Source organism: Streptomyces sp. NPDC097640 (assembly GCF_040302705.1).
GTDB lineage: Bacteria > Actinomycetota > Actinomycetes > Streptomycetales > Streptomycetaceae > Streptomyces.
On the sequence record NZ_JBEOSB010000005.1, the window covers coordinates 309522 to 327114 of the forward strand.

At 72.0% G+C, this 17593-nt stretch carries 16 protein-coding genes; 10 read left to right on the plus strand and 6 right to left on the minus strand.

The genetic code is table 11. From position 1 onward, the window contains the following. Positions 1-47: 47 nt before the first annotated feature. From ABTY62_RS09885 to ABTY62_RS09905, 5 genes are all read left to right on the plus strand, one after another. A complete protein-coding gene (locus ABTY62_RS09885; RefSeq protein ID WP_352128902.1) occupies positions 48-1001 on the plus strand; it encodes a hypothetical protein in 954 nt (317 codons plus the stop codon). Positions 1002-1102: 101 nt separating this feature from the next. Continuing rightward, complete coding sequence (locus tag ABTY62_RS09890) at positions 1103-3643, plus strand: ATP-binding SpoIIE family protein phosphatase (protein WP_352128903.1); 2541 nt, start codon at positions 1103-1105, stop codon at positions 3641-3643. A gap of 87 nt (positions 3644-3730) precedes the next feature. Further along, positions 3731-4450, plus strand: a complete 720-nt coding sequence (locus tag ABTY62_RS09895) for a class I SAM-dependent methyltransferase (protein ID WP_352129033.1) — start codon at positions 3731-3733, stop codon at positions 4448-4450. A 166-nt stretch (positions 4451-4616) separates the two neighbouring features. Next, positions 4617-4817, plus strand: a complete 201-nt coding sequence (locus tag ABTY62_RS09900; RefSeq protein WP_352128904.1) for a hypothetical protein — start codon at positions 4617-4619, stop codon at positions 4815-4817. 229 nt (positions 4818-5046) lie between these two features. Then, entirely contained in the window at positions 5047-6114 is a 1068-nt protein-coding gene (locus ABTY62_RS09905) for a sodium:calcium antiporter (protein ID WP_352128905.1), read from the plus strand. A gap of 78 nt (positions 6115-6192) precedes the next feature. On the opposite strand, the gene ABTY62_RS09910 is transcribed toward ABTY62_RS09905, so the two are convergent. Then, the gene (locus ABTY62_RS09910; protein WP_352128906.1) at positions 6193-7878 is read right to left on the minus strand and encodes a glycosyltransferase family 39 protein; all 1686 of its coding nucleotides are present in this window, start codon (positions 7876-7878) and stop codon (positions 6193-6195) included. A gap of 130 nt (positions 7879-8008) precedes the next feature. On the opposite strand from ABTY62_RS09910, the gene ABTY62_RS09915 reads away from it, so the two are divergent. Next, entirely contained in the window at positions 8009-8686 is a 678-nt protein-coding gene (locus ABTY62_RS09915) for a response regulator transcription factor (RefSeq protein WP_352128907.1), read from the plus strand. After that, positions 8676-9968 (plus strand): sensor histidine kinase, encoded by a 1293-nt coding sequence (locus ABTY62_RS09920; RefSeq protein ID WP_352128909.1) that lies wholly within the window; start codon positions 8676-8678, stop codon positions 9966-9968. Before ABTY62_RS09915 ends, ABTY62_RS09920 begins: the two co-directional genes overlap by 11 nt. Here ABTY62_RS09920 and ABTY62_RS09925 read toward each other — a convergent pair. Together ABTY62_RS09925 and ABTY62_RS09930 are read right to left on the minus strand one after the other, a co-directional pair. Beyond that, positions 9891-10187, minus strand: a complete 297-nt coding sequence (locus ABTY62_RS09925; RefSeq protein ID WP_352128910.1) for a DUF397 domain-containing protein — start codon at positions 10185-10187, stop codon at positions 9891-9893. The two genes, ABTY62_RS09920 and ABTY62_RS09925, sit on opposite strands and share 78 nt — an antisense overlap. Continuing rightward, positions 10184-11005 carry a helix-turn-helix domain-containing protein gene (locus ABTY62_RS09930; protein WP_352128911.1) on the minus strand — a complete coding sequence of 274 codons (822 nt, stop codon included), beginning with the start codon at positions 11003-11005 and terminating at the stop codon, positions 10184-10186. Before ABTY62_RS09930 ends, ABTY62_RS09925 begins: the two co-directional genes overlap by 4 nt. Before the next feature lie 240 nt (positions 11006-11245). On the opposite strand from ABTY62_RS09930, the gene ABTY62_RS09935 reads away from it, so the two are divergent. Beyond that, positions 11246-11539 carry an ATP-binding protein gene (locus tag ABTY62_RS09935; RefSeq protein ID WP_385350133.1) on the plus strand — a complete coding sequence of 98 codons (294 nt, stop codon included), beginning with the start codon at positions 11246-11248 and terminating at the stop codon, positions 11537-11539. Positions 11540-11550: 11 nt separating this feature from the next. On the opposite strand, the gene ABTY62_RS09940 is transcribed toward ABTY62_RS09935, so the two are convergent. From ABTY62_RS09940 to ABTY62_RS09950, 3 genes are all read right to left on the minus strand, one after another. After that, positions 11551-14622, minus strand: coding sequence for a helix-turn-helix transcriptional regulator (locus tag ABTY62_RS09940; RefSeq protein ID WP_352128913.1), 3072 nt, complete (start codon positions 14620-14622; stop codon positions 11551-11553). Continuing rightward, positions 14619-14777, minus strand: a complete 159-nt coding sequence (locus tag ABTY62_RS09945) for a hypothetical protein (protein WP_352128914.1) — start codon at positions 14775-14777, stop codon at positions 14619-14621. Before ABTY62_RS09945 ends, ABTY62_RS09940 begins: the two co-directional genes overlap by 4 nt. Positions 14778-14933: 156 nt before the next feature. Further along, the gene (locus ABTY62_RS09950) at positions 14934-15299 is read right to left on the minus strand and encodes a DUF4333 domain-containing protein (RefSeq protein WP_352129034.1); all 366 of its coding nucleotides are present in this window, start codon (positions 15297-15299) and stop codon (positions 14934-14936) included. 127 nt (positions 15300-15426) lie between these two features. Between ABTY62_RS09950 and ABTY62_RS09955 the strand changes: the two genes are divergently transcribed. Then, positions 15427-16260, plus strand: coding sequence for a M55 family metallopeptidase (locus ABTY62_RS09955; RefSeq protein WP_352128915.1), 834 nt, complete (start codon positions 15427-15429; stop codon positions 16258-16260). Next, positions 16253-17593: a M20/M25/M40 family metallo-hydrolase gene (locus ABTY62_RS09960; protein ID WP_352128916.1), complete on the plus strand. Its 1341-nt coding sequence runs from the start codon at positions 16253-16255 to the stop codon at positions 17591-17593. The genes ABTY62_RS09955 and ABTY62_RS09960 overlap by 8 nt, the downstream gene beginning before the upstream one ends.

Here is a 17593-nt window from a genome sequence, read left to right on the forward strand (position 1 = left end):
CACCGGCGAGTACGCGACGTCGAAGGCGTGGGCGAGGAGGAGCCAGCATGGCAACGGGGGGATGGGGTCCGCCGAACGGCCCCGGGCAGGGAAACAACCGCTGGGGACCGCAGCCCCCGGCACCCGATCCGTACGCGCCGCCGCCGCCGACGCCCGATCCGTACGGACCCCCGCCGCCGAACCCCTACGGGCCGCCGCCGCCCCCGCCGCCCGGGCCCTACCGGCCGGCGCCCACGGGCCGGCGCTGGTACCGGCGAGTGCCCTTCCTCTCCTTCCTCGTCCCGCTGTTCCGCCTCTCGCAACGGCCCGCGCGGCGACTGTTCGACCAGGACGGCGGCGGGCGCGTGCACGACCCCGTGGTGGACCGCGTCCAGATCGCCCGCACGCTGCTCGGCGTCCTCGCGACGGTCGCGCTCTACTACCTGTACGGGGAGGACGGCGACCTGGAGGACCAGGCCAGCGAAAGCGCCGGCCAGCTCATCCTGACCCCCGTCCTGCTCATCATCGTCGTACCGGTGGTGATCGCCCTCTTCATCCGCTACGCGCCCGCGGAGCGGCGGCGGTTGCTGCGCTCGCGGCTCGGCGTCCCGCTCAAGACCGTCGGCTTGTACGTCCTGACCGTGGCCGTCATCGCGGGCCTGTCGTACGCGATCTTGAAAACCCCGGTGCTGCACGACCTGCACGGGGTATGGCTGTTCGTGGCCGCCGTCCCGGCGCTCTGGTTCCTGCTGTGGCTGCTGCCGTTCGCCGTCCTGGCCTCGGCCTACATCGCCCGCTCCGCCTTCAACACCGCCTATGTGCACGCCGCGCTGCCCGCCGTGATCACCGTGGTGATGGTGTGGATCATCGCCATCCTGAACGCGACCGGGGGCGGTATGCCGGGCGGGCCGCTGTGGGCCCAGTTCTGTGCCCTGTTCGGCGGCCCCTTGTCGGTGACCGCGATCTCCCTGTGGGAGCTGCGCCGACTGCGCACGCGCCACGGCGTGACCATACGCGGCTGAGACAACCCCCTATTCGGGTATTGGGGCGCGCGGCGGCCCGCGGCGGTCGTACCGTGGGTAGCGGTGGCGCAGATCTTGCCTGGTTAAGGAGTCTTCCGGCGATGGACCGTGGCACGTCGCACGGCGACGATGAGCTGGGCGGGGTGCCCCGGGTGCCGGCGCAGCGGGGCGGCAGCGGCGGGCCCGGGCGGATGCCGCTCGCGGTGGTGGTCATCGACGTCGACGGGCTGGTGACGCACTGGAGTTCGGGTGCGCGCAGGCTCTTCGGGCGCAGCCGTGAGGAGGCCGTGGGCTGCCGGGCCGTCGATCTGATGCCGGTCTCGGGCGCGCTGGGCGGCGCGGAATGGCGATACGAAGAGCAGGAGTCCGAGCCCGACTTGGACGCCGCGCCGGCCGGGGCGCCGCCGTATCCCACGGCCGGGCGGGCCCGGATGGCCGATCAGGCGCACGGCCAGGTCGATGTGTTGTGGTGGGCGTATCCGCTGGTCGGGTCGGGGCCGGAGCGGCTGCTGGTGCTCGCGGCGGACGCCTCGGGGCTGGCCGAGGCGGAGCGCGCGGGCGGCGGGGAGCGGGAGCGGTTCTCGCCCGGCTTCGCGCTGCACACCGAGTTCCCCGGCGCGGACCGGCTCGCCGGGCGGCTGCCGGACATCCTGCCCAACATGGGCCCGGCCAGGGCCGGCCGGATCGTCGCGCAGATCCTCGAACTCGGCTATCCGGTGCTGGAGATCAGCAGGAACGAGCGGGTGCCGGTGACCCCGGACTGGGGCATGCCCCGCTACCGGGAGCGCCAGGCCCGCCAGGAGGCCGCACGGCGCGCCGCATCCGCCGGGGGCGGGGCTGGGGCCGGGGTCGGGTCCGGGGGCGCGCAGGGAGCGCCGAGCGCCCCCGGAGTGCCGTACGCAACTGAGGACATCGACCTCGAATACGCCGCCGTCCGCGAGCGCCTGGAATTCCTCAACGAGGTCAGCGGGCGCATCGGCAGCTCGCTCGACCTCGCCCGCACCATCCGCGAGGTCACCAGCGCCGCCGTGCCCCGCTTCGCCGACTTCGCCGGCACCCATCTGCGCGCCCAGGTGCTGGCCGGCGAGGGATTCCCCGACGGCCCGCCCGACGTCACCACCATCTGGCACCGGGTGTGGGTCGAGCACAACGACGAACCCGGCCGCTGGGACGACACCGTGCCGGTCGGCGAGGCCATCGCGTTTCCCGAACACACGCCGTTCTTCCAGTGCATGGTCACCGGCGAGCCCGTGCTGATCCCGTACATCGACGACGCGCTGGGCGACCGGATCTCAGGGGAGTTCGAAAAGCGGGACCTGCGGCCGCTGATCAACGGGCGGTCGCTGCTGATCGTGCCGCTCAAGGCGCGCGATGTGGTGCTGGGCTTCATGGTGCTGATGCGCCGCGCGGGGCGGGAGCGGTTCCATGACATGGACCGCACGACCGGCGCCGAACTCGCCGCCCGCGCGGGCCTGGTGCTCGACAACTCCCGCATGTACACGTACCAGGAGAACGTCGCCGAGACGCTCCAGGACAGCATGCTGCCCCAGGTCACCCCGCGCATGGCCGGATGCGACACCGCCACCCGCTATCTGCCCGGCACCCGGCTCGGCCGGGTCGGCGGCGACTGGTTCGACTGCGTCAAGCTGTCCGGCTCGCGCACCGCCCTCGTCGTCGGCGACGTCATGGGACACGGCCTGAACTCGGCCGCGATGATGGGCCAGTTACGGATCGCCGTACAGACCATGGCGGCCCTCGACCTGCCGCCCGCGCAGCTCATGCGCGGCCTCGACGACCTGGCGCAGCGGCTCGGCGAGCACTACCTGGCCACCTGCCTCTACGCGGTCTACGACCCCATCCGCTCCGAGCTGCTGATCTCCAACGCGGGCCATATCCCGCCCGTGCTGGTGCGTGCCGAGGACGGCCGCAGCGAGCTGCTCGACCTGCCGACCGGGGCGCCCATCGGGGTCGGCGGGGTGCCCTTCGAGACCGCCCGGATACGGGTGTCGCCCGGCGACCGCCTGGTGCTGTGCACGGACGGCCTGGTGGAGGTGCGCGGCCAGGACATAGGCGACGGGCTCGCCGCGCTGTGCGCGTCCGCCGCACACCCGGCGGCGTCGATGGACGACGCCTGCGACACCATCATCCGCGCCCTCAACACCCGCGGCGGCCGCAAGGACGACGTGGCGCTGCTGATGGCCCGGCTCAACGGCATCCCGGCCGCCGACGTGGCCCAGTGGCGGCTCGCGCTGGAGCCGCGCGAAGTGGGCCGGGCGCGGCGGCTGGTGGGGGAGCGTCTGCTCCAATGGGGGCTCCCGGAGGCCGTGGAGACCGCGCAGCTGCTGGTCAGCGAGGTCGTCACCAACGCGATCCGGCACGCCCACACCCACCACGTCGTGCTGCGCCTGGTGCGTACGGACGCGCTGCTGTGGGAGGTGTTCGACGACGACCACGAGCTGCCGGTGCTGCTGAGCGCGGGCCGGAACGACGAGACGGGGCGCGGGCTGCGGGTGGTCGACGCGCTGGCCCGGGAGTGGGGCGGCAGCCGGTCGGCGGACGGCAAGACGGTCTGGTTCGAACAGACACTTCCCCGCCCGGAGCGCCCTGAGCGCGCGGCGCGCGCGGGCGCGAATTTCGCGTGAAGGAACGCGCCCGGCTCTTGTCCATGGCTGGTGAGTGGCGATAGTCACCTTGATCGTATGGGTGGCCTCTACTCCGGGGAGCGGCGGATGAGCGTGTCGGAGCGCTACAGGCAGGCGTGGGAGAGCTACTGGCAGAACACCTCGGACGGGCCGGGGGAGGCCATCTGGGACGCCGACCCCTCACTGTCCGCGGTCCCGCACCTCGAACTGCTCGCCCCGCACGCGGACACCGGGCTGCCGATCGCCGACCTCGGCTGCGGCAACGGCACCCAGACCCGCTATCTGGCCGCCCACTTCCCCCGCGCCATCGGCGTCGACCTCTCCCATGCGGCCATCGAACACGCGCGGCGCGCCGACACGGAGAAGGTGGCCGAGTACGAGCAGCTCAACCTGACCGACGCGGCGCGCGTAGGCGAACTCCACGAGCGGCTCGGCGACACCAACGTCTATATGCGCGCCGTCATCCACCAGAGCGACCCGCCCGACCGGCGGCCCGTCGCCGAGGCGGTGGCCACCCTGCTGGGGCGGCGCGGGCGGGCCTTCGTCGCCGAGCTGACCGAGGAGTCCAAGACCGTACTGCGCGAGGCCGCACAGGACCCCGGCGGCCCGCCGCCCAAACTCCGCCGGGTGTTCGACCACGGCCTGCGCCCCGCCGATGCGCGCACCGTGGAGGTGCCGGAGCTGCTGCGCGAGGCGGGGCTGACGGTGCTGGACCACGGGCTCACCACCCTGCCGCAGACCGAGTACCGGGCCGACGGGACGCGGATCGATCTCCCGGCCCAGTGGTTCGTGGTGGCGCCCGCGTAGGCCGAGCGGGCCGGGGACCCAAACCCAAGCTGGTCGACCAGATCCGCAGCGACAGCGCCCGTCGGCGCCGCGAGGACACCTTCGCCCTGGCCACTCCGCGTCCGGCACCCCCCGGTCTTGCCCGAGGGCGCCGACCTCACTGAGCGGGCCGGCCGAGGTGCGGCACGTGCTCTCCCTCGTCTTCAACGAGGGGCACAGCACCCCCGGCGGTACCGACGGCACCGGCCTGACCGCGCCGGAACCGTCCGACGAAGCGATCCGGCTCGCCCGGATGCCGCACCGCCTGGTGCCCGACGACACCGAGACCGCGGGCGCGGGCCGTCTCGCCGGACCGACCCTCCGGAAGGCCGCCGCCGGGTGTCTGTAGGATGGGCGGCTGCGAAGGGGAGTAGCCCCGCGAACCGGTCGTCGACACACTGGAGCCCTCGGGTTCCCGGTGGCCGGGCCTGTTGTCAGTGATGACGCGGGCGGGCGAGACCTTCGGCCCTTTGTCGACGACATCTGTGTGCGCGTCGGCGGGGTCGAAGCCGTGCCGCCGCCTCCCGCGCCGCTCGTCCTTTGAGCCCCCGCCGGTGCGGGAAGGCTGGACGAGTCCCGTGATCCATTTCGTACTGCTCATCGTCTGCGCGGTGGCGATCTACCTCTCCTGTGAGTGGTTCGTCAACGCCGTGGAGTGGCTGGGCGAACGCCTCAACGTCGGGAAGATGGCGGTCGGCACGATCCTGGCCGCCTTCGGCACCGCCCTCCCGGAGTCCGTGGTGACCCTGGTCGCGGTGACCACCGGCGCCACCGAGGAGGCCAAGAACATCGGCGTCGGCGCCGCCATGGGCGGCCCCCTCGCCCTGGCCACCGTCGCCTACGGCGTCACCGGCGCCATGCTCATGCTCAAGCGCCGCAAGGAGCGTGCTGCTGCCGCCCTCACCGGGGTAGGGGCTGCGCGCAGTGTCGACGTTTCCCTGCCCGGCGGTGAGGCCCTGGGGGACGCTAAGGACATGAAGCGGCTGGCCAAGGACCAGAAGTGGTTCCTGCCGATCTTCCTCGTCAAGGTCTCTCTCGGCCTGGTCGCGTTCGCCTTCAAGCCCACGCTGGGCCTCCTGTTCTTCGCCGCCTACGCGGTGTACTTCTGGCGCGAGATCCGGAGCAGCCGGACCGCCCAGGACGACGGCGAGGACGAGGAGCTGGAGCCGCTGAAGTTCCAGCCGAAGAAGGCGTCCCCGGCCACCTGGGCCGTCGTGGCGCAGACCCTCGCCACCCTCGTGGTGATCTTCTTCGCAGCGCACTACTTCGTCGCCCAGCTCGACGTCATCGGCCCCATGCTGGGCCTGTCCGCCACCGTCACGGCGTTGCTGCTGTCCCCGATCGCCACCGAACTCCCCGAGATCATGAACGCGGTGATCTGGGTGCGGCAGGGCAAGACGAAGCTGGCGCTGGCGAACATTTCCGGCGCGATGATGATCCAGGCCACCGTGCCCAGCGGTATCGGCCTGCTGTTCACGAAGTGGCACTTTGACGACGCCCTTCTGTGGTCCGGGATCATCACCATGGCAGCGATCGTCTACCTTCTGCTGACCATGCGCGCCCACAAGCTCACCGCGGCCCGCCTCGCTGTCGCCGCCGGCTTCTACGGGATCTTCGCGATCGGGCTGGTCCCCATCCTGGCCTGAGTCAGACTCTGCCGTGGGAGCCGCCGGCGGGCGGCCCCCACGGCACCGAGGGCGAGCCGGAGCGCCACGGGTCAGCTGTCAGCTTCTCGCGCGCAGCGTGATGACCGTGGCCGTGCCGAGGGAGCCTTCGGTGGGGATCGTCCGGGTCGTGGTGGCACGCCCGTCGATGAGACGGCGCAGGGACGCGGGGCCGGGCTGCAACCGCCCCCGTTCGAAGAGGACCAGACTCACCTCGACCCCGGCGGGCGGCGCCATCCGCCGGTACTGGCCGTAGGTGACCGCGTCGCAGCCGGAGTACCAGCCGAGGTCGGGCTCGTAGCCGGTGACCAGCAGGCATGGCCGGTCACCGGCTGCGAACTGCCGGGCCACGGCGAGAGTCGACACGCGCTGGGCGGTCGGGCCCGGCATCGCGTCGTGCGCCACGTACTGCGCGGTGGCGGGCACGGTGACGGCGGCCAGCGCGGCGACGGCGGTGAGCACGGTCGCGGACCAGCGCCCGGCCGACTCGGCGAGGGTCTGCACACCGAGCACGGTCAGCAGGACGACGGGCAGATAGACGAAGCGGGGCTCGCCGTCCGTGGCCACGCCCAGCACGATGAAGGTGAGGACCGCGGTCATGCCGAGAAACACGTGGCGGCGGTCGCTGCGACGCCGGTCGCCACGGCGGCGCCTGATCGCGGCGCCCAGGCCCCACAGCCCCGCGGCCATGACGACGCCGCCGAGGTCACCGGCCAGCCGGTACGGGAAAATGGACAGGTAGTACACGAGACCGTCGCCCACATACGCCCGGCCCGCGTGCTCCGTCGCGGAGAAGATCAGGCCGAGGGGGTCGCCGGTGACCTCGGTGGCGTAGACGAAGTGCGGTATCAGCCCGGCGAGGAAGAAGCCCGCGCACAGCGCCAGTCGGCGCCCCTGCGCCAGCCAGGCCCGGGGCCCGTAGGCCAGGACGGCGGCGGCCACGACGGCCGCGAGGGTGCCCACCACGCCGTACCGCAGATAGAAGGCCGCGAGGGCCGGGATGGGCAGGACGAGGAGTGCCCGTGAACCGGGCTTCTCCTGCGCGCGGACCAGCAGGTACACCACGATCAGGAGCAGGCCGCTGGCGCCGATGTCATTGAGGAACAGCGGCACGCGGCGCAGGAAGCCCAGCCCGCTGAGCAGCAGAAGTGTCACCACCACGGCCCGGCGTGGAGTGGTCAGCCGGGCGGCGACCAGATAGGTCGTGGTGAGCGTGAACAGGGTCAGCAGCAGGGCCACCACGCGCAGCGCCCCGACGTCGTCGTGCACGGCCAGGGCGATCCGGCCGAGCGCGGGAAGCCCCACCGGGCGGTAGGTGCCCCAGCCCGCGTCCGGGGTGCCGTCGTCAAGCCAGGAGCGGGCCTTGTTGCCGTACACCGCCTCCTCGTGGCCGATCAGCGGCTCGTGGTCCTGAAGCGCGGCCCACGCGGCGGCGGCCATGGCCAGCACCCCGGCGACCCACGCCCACACGGGTATTCGCCCCAGCCGCTCCACGGCCCGGACGACCACGGGCGGCGGGTCGGGCACCGCCCGCGAGCCCCTCACGGCGAGCAGCCACGCCGGGGCGGCGACCAGCAGGAAGGGCCACGGCTGCCCCCCGACGACCCCCACCGCGTGCAGCACCTGCTGTACGACGGCGGCGAGCGTCGCCACGACGGCCACCACCAGAGCCACCCGTATCCCCCGCGGCGCCCTTTCCGGGGCGCGGTGGACGGGGTCGTGGGTGAGGACGGGGGCGGCGGTCACTGGTCACCTCAAGGGCCGGAGGGCAGGCGGGGAACGGGCCCCGATGCTCACCCGGAGCTGCTGAGACGACGCTGAAGGATCCTGAAGGCCTCTTCAGGGACCACGGAAACGGCTGTGGATACTTACGGTCGTGCGGCTACTGGTGGTGGAAGACGAGGAAGGGCTCGCGGTCGCCCTGAAAAGAGGCCTGGAAGCGGCCGGATACGCGGTGGACGTGGCCCATGACGGCCTGGTCGGCCTGCACATGGCGCGCCAGAACCCGTATCAGGCGATCGTGCTCGACATCATGCTCCCCGGCCTGAACGGCTACCGGGTCTGCGCCCGGCTCCGGGCGGCGGACATCGAGACGCCGATCCTGATGCTGACCGCCAAGAACGGCGAGTACGACGAGGCCGAGGCGCTGGACACCGGCGCCGACGACTTCCTCGCCAAGCCCTTCTCGTATGTGGTGCTCGAAGCCCGGCTGCGGGCCCTGCTCCGCCGCGGCGGTGCCCGGACCCGCACCGTGCTGCGCATCGGCGACCTGTGGGTCGACCCCGCCAACCGGACCAGCGGCCGCGGCGACGTCCAGATCCGACTGACCGCCAAGGAGTTCGCGGTGCTCGAATGCCTTGCCATGCGGGCCGGTGAAGTCGTCCCCAAGATCGACATCGTCGACCAGGTCTGGTCGGCGGACTTCGAAGGCGACCTGAACATCGTCGAGGTGTACGTGAGCGCCCTGCGTCGAAAGATCGACACGCCCTTCGGCCGCGCGTCGATCGAGACGGTCCGGGGCATCGGCTACCGGATGACCGGCCATGCCGCCTGAAACGCGCAAGTCGAGCACCATCCGGGTCGGCCTCACCGTGGCCTGGCTGCTCATCGCGGGCGCCGTGTTCCTCCCGTACGCGGCTGTCGCGGAGCCGCTACGGCAACCCGAGGTCGCGGCCCCGGCCATCATGCTGCTCACCGGCGCCACGGTGTGGGCGTTCTCTCGCTCCGTCCGACGGGCGCTGTCCCTGCGTCTGCGCTTCGCGTTCGTGGTCGGCGCCGGTACGGCCCTGCTCTTCGTCGGCGAACTCTGGTGGTCGTACCAGACCGGCGGATCCGCGTTCGGCTACCTGCCCAGCCTCGGCTGGCGCCTGGCGTACTGGGCACCCCTCGTCGTCGTGATCCTCGCCGCCACCGCGTGGATCGCGGCAAACCGGGTGTTGCGCCCTGTCGAGGCCATCCGCCGCGAACTGGAGGACATCACGGCCCGGTCGCTGGGCCGTCGAGTGCCGGTGTCGTCCTCGGCCCCGGCCGACGAGATCGCCCGGCTCGCACGCACCATCAACACGACCCTGGACCGGCTGGAGCGGTCGGCCGAACTCCAGCAGCGATTCATCGCCGACGCCTCCCACGAGCTGCGCAGCCCCCTCGCCGGGCTGCGGGCCTCACTCGAGTCGTCACTGACGCACCCGGAAGGCGTCGACTGGGAGAGCCGTGTACGCGAGGCCCTGCGGGACATCGTGCGGCTCCAGAACCTCAGCCACGACCTGCTGCTCCTGGCCCAACTGGACGGCGGCGCGCCCGTCGCCGACACGAGGGTGAACCTCACCGACCTCGCCCACGACCTGGCCGTGGAACACCGCCATCTGCCCCACGCCCGCCCCCTCGACATCCGCTGCACCGCCGACGACCCACCCGCCTGGGTCCGCGGCAGCGACGTCCAGCTCGAACGGCTGCTCCGCAACCTGCTCGGCAACGCCTGCCGTTACGCCCACACCACGGTCGAGGTCACGGTGCGCAGCGAGCGCCACGGGGAGGGGGCCACCGTCGTGTTCGAGGTCCGCGACGACGGCCCCGGCATCCTTGTGGCGGACCGGGAACGGGTCTTCAAGCGCTTCAGCCGCCTGGAGGACGCCCGCACGCGGAAGTCCGGCGGTGCGGGGCTGGGCTTGGCCATCGCCCGCGAGATCGCCGCCCGCCACGGCGGCACGCTCCACTTCGCGGACACGGTGTCCGGGACGCGTGCGGTGGGGCGACTGCCGCTATCGCGTGGCGAAGACGAGGAAGTCCGACCAGGCGTCGGCGGGTATGTGGAGGTTCGGGCCGTCCGGGATCTTTGAGTCGCGGACGTGGACGGTGGCGGGGGTGGTGGCGACCTCGACGCAGTCGCCCCCGCTGGAGTCGCTGTGGCTGGACTTGTGCCAGTCGGTGGCGACTTCGACGCAGTCGCCGCCCGTGTTGTCGCTGTGGCTGGACTTGTGCCAGTCCAGGGCCACCTCGACGCAGTCGCCTCCGCCAGAGTCGCTGTAGCTGCTCTTGAACCATACGAGTTCGCTCATAGCTCACCCATCAACTGCTCGACGAAGCTTACGGATTCCTCCGGCCTGAGGGCCTGCGCCCGGATCATCGCATAGCGTCGGACAAGTGTGCCCACCTTGGCGGGCTTGGAGACCAGCATGCTCTCCCCGTGGCTCTCCATGTAAGCCAGGGAAGTCTCGTCGGGCATCACGATCAGCTTCATGGGCCCGCGCAGTCCCGCGTGTTCGGCGCAACTCGCTGGCATGACCTGGAGCGTTACGTTGGGGCGAGCCGCCTTGGTGAGGAGGTGCGCGTACTGGCGGCCCATGGCCTCCGGGCCGCCGATCTGTCGCCGCAGTGTGGCTTCTTCGATCACGGTGTGAATCAGTGCCATCGGCTTGCGGTCGAACAGTGCCTTGCGATCCATGCGGGCCGTGACGAGCTGTTCCAATTCGTCCTCTTCGAACGGCGGGTAGTTGCTGCGAAGCAGTGCGCGGGCGTACTCCTCCGTCTGCAAGAGTCCGTCGATCACTTGCGTGCAGTACGACGACACACTCAGCGCCTCTTGCTCCATTTGCACGAAACCCTGGAAGTACTCCGGATACCGCTCCAACCGCAAGAACGCGATCGCCGAGCGCAGCAACCCACTGGCGTCCAGTGCTTTCTCGGCCGCTTCGACGAACTCATCCGTCGGCGGCTTCGCACACGTCTCCACCGCGCTCACCGCCGAGCCCGTGTAGTTCATCAGCTCGCCCAGCTGCTCCTGCGTCAACCCCGCGGCCTCGCGAAGAATCCGCAGCACAGCTGCGAAGTACCTCATGGTCGGCGGCGCGGAGTCCTTCTTCTTGGGCATCGCCATCCCATCCACCCCCTCAACGCGGCTAAACGCTGATCAACATCCGTTCGAGCGGAGTTGGCGCCAGCCGCGGTCGACGTTCTGTTACTGGTCACGCTAGTCACGTGCACTGACAGTGGGGGCATGAACGCACAAAGTCACGGCGTCATTCCGCTTCATGGCTGGAAGCAGAGGTTTACGCCCGTCCCCCTCTCTGTCCATCGCGCTCGCCAGACGGCCGCGGCCGTTCTCTGCGCGTGGAGGGTGGAGCCGGGCTCCGCGCAGGTCGCGTTGCTCGTGCTGTCGGAGCTGGCGGCCAACGCGGTGCGGCATGGGCGCGTACCGGGGAGGTACTACGAGGTGCGGATCGCCTACGACGCCGAGAAGCTGATCGGCATCGAGGTGACCGACCCCGGAGATGGGCTGCCGGTCATCACCGACGCGACGCCGGAGGCCGAGTCCGGGCGCGGGCTGGCGATCGTGGCCGCGTTCGCCGAGGCGTGGGGCGTGCGGGAGCGGGTGGTCGGGAAGACCGTCTGGGCCCGGGTTCGTCTCTAAGGGAGGCGTGGCTACTCGAAGGCTCCCAGCCGGTGCGCGATGGCCGCGGCCTCCCCTCGGCCTGAAGCGCCCAGCTTCGCCAGGATGTTGGAGACATGCACGCTCGCTGTCTTCCGCGAGATGAACAGCTCCTCCGCGATCTGCCGGTTGCTCCGCCCGGCGGCGACCAGGCGCAGCACGTCCCGCTCCCGGGCGGTCAGGCCCAGCGCCGCCGCCGGTGTCGGGGGCGGGGCCGTCTCCCCGTCGGCCTGCCGCAGCGGGATCCGGGCGCGGCCGGCCAGCGTGGCGATCTCCGCCTCGAGTGGCGCCGCGCCCAGCTCGCGCGCCACCGCCTCGGCCTGCCGCAGCAGCTCACCGGCCGTTTGGCGGGACCCGTCGCCGCCCTGGGAGATCAGGGCGTGCGCGAGCCGCAACCGGGCGGTGGCGAGCAGTGGCGGGGACTCCAACTGCTCGGCGGCGGCCACGGCCCGCGTCCAGTGGGCGGTGGCGTCCCGGCCCTCGGCAGTGAGCAGTTCGGCCTGGATCATCAGGGCCTGCGCGACCCACAGCGGTGCGAATTCGGGCTGGCCCCGCATCGCCTTGCGGATCCGCTCCACCGCCGCCGCACGCCCCGGCTCGGCCACCGCGAGTGCACGGGCCCGCGCCTCCGCCGCCGCGGCCTCGTACAACAGCGGCCAGCCGTAGCGTTGATGGCCGGGCGGGATGGCCTCGCCGACCGCCGTATCCAGCAGGGAGCGGACATCGAGGATCCGGCCGTCGGCGGCCGCCAGCGCGATCGCCACGCGGCTCACGGCCAGGGTGTGCTGCGGCTCCGGGTAGGGGCCGGTGGTGCTGCTCTCGGACTCCTCCAGTCGACGCCGGGTCTCGTCGTACGCGCCCCGGACCAGGGCGAGTTCGGCCCTCCGCTCAGCGATCAGCGCCCGGATGCGGACGCTCACCCCGCGGCGGCCGAGGCCCCGCTCGAGCGCTTCGCCGGCGTCGGCCCAGCGGCCGAGCTGGATGAGGGATTCGGCGAGGTTGGCGTCGATGTACGAGGCGGTGTCCGGCAGCCCGTGCCGATCGGCGAGCCCGCTGCCACGCTCGGCGGTCTCGACCGCCTCGGCGTAGCGGCCGATGCCGTGCAGGGCCGTGGACAGGTTGCCGTGGCCGCGCAGCAGGACGATGGCGTTGCCCGGCTCCAGATCGCGGGCGCACACGGCGCGGGCCTGCTCGAGCCCGGTCTCGACGTCGCCCGAGTGGATGGTGAGCCAGGCCAGGGTGAGCTGCGCGGTAAGGCCGGTGATCTCCGCGCCCGTCGCCCGGCAGAGCTCCACCGCCTGCTGCGCGGTCTCGATCACCGTTGTCGTCGGCTGGTGCACGGCGTACCAGTGCGCCGCCAGCGTCAGCGCTTTGGCGTGGACGAAGGACGGCGGCTGGTCCTGCATGAGTTTCCGGGCGTGGGTGATCTCGTCCCAGCCGTCGGAACGGGCGAGGTCGCGCACCAACTGGTAGCGCTCGAGCCAGAACCAGGCCGCTCGCAGAGGCTCACCCTCCAGCTTGCGCAGCGCCCGCTTGCAGAGGGCGAGCGCTCGCTCCTGCTCTCCCGCGAGGCGCGCGGCGACGGTGATCGCGGCGAGCAGGTCCAGGAAGTCCCCGGGTGCGTCTGGGGAGATGGCCATGTACAGGCCGTCCTCGACGCCTTGCCGCATCGCCTGACGGCGCAGCTCCTCGGGGGTGTCGTCCCACAGTTCCAGCGCCCGCTCCAGCAGATGGTGCTGCTCGGCGAACGCGTGCCGGCCGCGGGCAGCGGCCGCCGCGGCGATCACGGCGGGCAGCGCCCTGGCGGGGTCGCGGGCGTCGAACCAGTAGCCGGCCAGCCGCCCGGCCCGCTCCTCGGGCCGTACGAGCGTGGGGTCGGCCTCCAGCGCCTCGGCGTAGCGGCGGCTGAGCCGGGAGCGCTCGCTGGGCAGCAGGTCGCCGGCCACGGCCTCGCGCATCAGGGCGTGCCGGAAGCGGAAGGACTCGCCCTCCTCGGAGGGCTGGAGGACGGCGGCGCCCACGGCGGTACGCAGGGTCTCGATCAGCTCGTCCTCGGCGAGGCGCGTGACGGTGGCCAGCAGCCGGAATTCCACCTCGGAGCCGCCCTCGGCGGCGATCCGCACCACGCGCTGCACCTCGTCAGGCAGCGCCTCGACCCGGACCAGCAGGAGGTCGCGAAGGGAGTCGCTGATGCCGCCCGGTGAGCCTTCGAGGATGCTACAGGCCAGCTCCTCGACGAAGAACGCGTTGCCCTCGGAGCGTTCGAAGACCCGGTCGAGCACCTGCTCGGGCGGGGCCTCGCCGCGGATGGCGGCGAGCTGGCGGCGGACCTCGGCGCGCTCGAAGCGGGGAAGTTCGAGGCGGGTGACGGTGCGCAGCCGCTCGTACTCGGCGAGGGCGGGGCGCAGCGGGTGGCGGCGGTGCAGGTCGTCGGCGCGGTAGGTGGCGACGATGAGCAGGCGGCTGCGGGTGAGGGCGCGCAGCAGATAGCTGAGCAGCTCGCGGGTGGAGCGGTCGGCCCAGTGCAGGTCCTCCAGGGCCAGCACGAGGGTCCGGTCCGCGGCGAGGCGCTCGAGGAGGCGGACGGTCAGCTCGAAGAGCCGGGCACGGCCCTCGGCTTCGGGGCGTCCCCGGTCCATCTCGCCCAGCTCGGGCAGCAGCCGGGCCAGCTCGCCTTCCTGGCCGGCGATGGCGGCGTCGAGCTCCGCGCCGAGCCGGCGGCGCAGGGAGCGCAGGGCGGTCGAGACGGGGTGGTAGGGCAGGGCGTCGGCGCCGGTTTCCACACAGCCGCCCAGGGCGACGACGGCCCCGTCCGCGACGGCCCGGCCGAGGAACTCCTGCATCAGCCGGGTCTTGCCGACGCCGGCCTCGCCGCCCACGAAGAGGGCGCTGGGCTCCCCGGCGTCCGCCCGGGACAGGGCCTCGTCGAGAGCGGCGAGTTCGGCGCTGCGGCCTACGAAAACAGGGCTTATGTGACTGCTGTGCACGGTGCCGAGCATCGCATGGCGTATGAGGTGAGGGACAGGGGTCTCGTCGTCGGCGAGGGCCGGCGGCGGGCGTTTCACGCGTGTCGTGAGCGTAGGAAGTGGCGCTTGCGGCTGTCGGCGGTGGTACGGACCGCCGCCTTCGCGCTCCGCTCGGCTTCGCGGACCAGACGGCGCTGCTCGGCGCGGGCCAGGATGGCGGCCTGGCGGGCGGCCTGGAACTCGTGGTGCAACATGACGGTCTCCTTGGACGAGCTGGTCTCTTGCTGTGCTTCCAGCGTCGTGTCCAAGGTGGGGGCGCCACATGGGGAGGCTTGCGCATCTTGCCGCCCCGGGGGTGCCTTAGGTCTGGGGTAAGGAGACCTCAGGAGTTCCAGGCCCTGGCGCGGCGGTCAGCTCGGGGCCGGAGTGGGCGTGTTGTCGGCCTTGACGTCGAAGTTGATTTTGTTGCCGTCGACGCCGGTCACCGTGACCGTGACGCCCAGGGTGCTGCCGTCGGCCGCGGTGAGCTTGCACCGGGTGGTTGTGTCGACCTTGCCCTCAAGGGCGTCGGGGCAGGTGATGTCCGGCTTGGCCTGGCCGGTCGTGGCGGCGAGCTTTTCGGCGACCGTGGTGGCGAGCTTGTCCGCGGACAGTTTCGGCGTGGCCTTATCGACGCTGACCGACGCCGAGCAGCCGACGAGCAGCGCGCCGGCGGCTGCGGCCGTGAGGAGCGACGTTGTTGTCGACGTTATTGCGGACAACCGGATGAGGGGCATGGGGGAAACTCCGGTCTGGGTGGTCATGACAAGAAGACACAGGAAGCATAGTTGGCGGCGTGCTCCGGGCATGTTGGGGGGCAGGTGAGAAGGTGTCCACAGTGACCTGGGAGGAGCGGGGACAGTCGTGAAGATCCTCATCAGTGCCGATATGGAAGGTGCCACGGGCGTGACCTGGCCCGCGGATGTGCTGCCCGGCACGCCACAGTGGGAGCGGTGCCGCCATCTGTTCACCTCCGACGTGAGCGCGGCGGTCACCGGGTTCTTCGACGGGGGCGCGGACGAGGTGCTGATCAACGAGGCGCACTGGTCGATGCGCAATCTGCTGCTGGAGGAGCTGGACGAGCGGGCCGCCATGCTCACGGGCAAGCACAAGAGCCTGAGCATGGTGGAGGGCGTGCAGCACGGGGACGTGGACGGGATCGCGTTCGTCGGCTATCACACCGGCGCCGGGACCGAGGGCGTCCTCGCGCACACCTATCTCGCCAACTCCATCACCGGCGTGTGGGTGGACGGGGTGCCCGCGAGCGAGGGGCGGCTGAACTCACTGGTCGTCGCCGAGTACGGGGTGCCCGTGGTGCTGGTCACCGGGGACGACCGGACCTGCGAGGACGCCAAGGGGTACGCGCCCGAGGCGCGGTCGGTCGCGGTGAAGGACTACGTGTCGCGGTACGCGGCGGTGTGCCGCACCCCGGCCCGTACGGCGGCGGACATCCGGGCGGCGGCCCGGGAAGCGGCGGCGCTGGCGGTGCGGCATGAGCCCGTCCAGGCCGGGCCGTTCACCGTGGAGCTGGAGTTCGACGCGGAGCACCTGGTGGGTGCGGCCACCGCCGTGCCGGGGGTGGAGCACAGCGGGGTGCGGCGGGTGGCGTACACCTCGCCGGACATGTACGAGGGCATCCGCTGCTTCAAGGCGGTCACCACCCTCGTCTCGGCCGCGGTGGAGGAGCAGTATGGCTGAGCCTGAGCCCGCCGAGGCGATCGACGCGCTGGCGCTGGAGGAGGTGGTGCGGTTCACCTCCGAGCTGATCCGCATCGACACCACCAACCGCGGCGGCGGCGACTGCACCGAGCGCCCCGCCGCCGAGTACGTCGCGGAGCGGCTGGGCGAGGTGGACATCGACGCCACGCTGCTGGAGCGCGACCCGGGGCGGACGAACGTCGTCGCGCGGATCGAGGGCACCGACCCGTCCGCCCCCGCGCTGCTGGTCCACGGCCATCTGGACGTGGTGCCCGCCGAGCCCGCCGACTGGAGCGTGCACCCGTTCTCGGGGGAGGTGCGCGACGGCGTGGTGTGGGGCCGGGGCGCCATCGACATGAAGAACATGGACGCCATGGTGCTCGCGGCCGTCCGCGCCTGGGCCCGCGCGGGCGTGCGGCCGCGCCGAGACATCGTGCTGGCCTTCACCGCCGACGAGGAGGACAGCGCGGAGCCGGGCTCCGGCTTCCTCGCCGACGAGCACCCCGAGTTCTTCGAGGGCTGCACGGAGGGCATCAGCGAATCCGGCGCCTTCACCTTCCACGCGGGGAACGGGACGCGGCTGTACCCCATCGCGGCGGGGGAGCGTGGCACGGCCTGGCTCAAGCTCACAGCCCGGGGCCGGGCGGGGCACGGGTCGAGGGTCAACCGCGACAACGCGGTCAGCCGGCTGGCCGCCGCCGTGGCGCGGATCGGCGAACACCGCTGGCCGGTGCGGCTGACGCCGACCGTGAAGGCCGCACTGACCGAGATCGCGCCGCTGCGCGGGCTCAAGGCCGACGTGGACGCGCCCGACTTCGACGTCGACGCGCTGCTCGCCGAGCTGGGGCCCGCCGCGGCCCTGCTCGAGCCGACCGTTCGCAACACCGCCAACCCGACCGTCCTGGAGGCCGGTTACAAGGTCAACGTCATCCCCGGCAGCGCCACGGCGTACGTGGACGGCCGGATCCTGCCGGGCGGCGAGGAGGAGTTCCGCGCGACCCTCGACCGGCTCACCGGGCCGGACGTCGACTGGGAGTTCCACCACCGCTCGCCGGCCCTCCAGGCCCCGGTCGACGGCCCGGCCTTCGCGGCCATGCGGGCGGCGCTCGAACACTTCGATCCGGACGGACACGCGGTGCCGTACTGCATGTCCGGCGGCACGGACGCCAAGCAGTTCTCCCGGCTCGGCATCGTCGGATACGGCTTCTCGCCGCTGCGGCTGCCCGAGGGCTTCGACTACCAGGCGCTCTTCCACGGCGTGGACGAGCGGGTGCCGGTGGACGCCCTGCACTTCGGCGTCCGGGTGCTCGACCACTTCCTGCGGAGGGCTTGA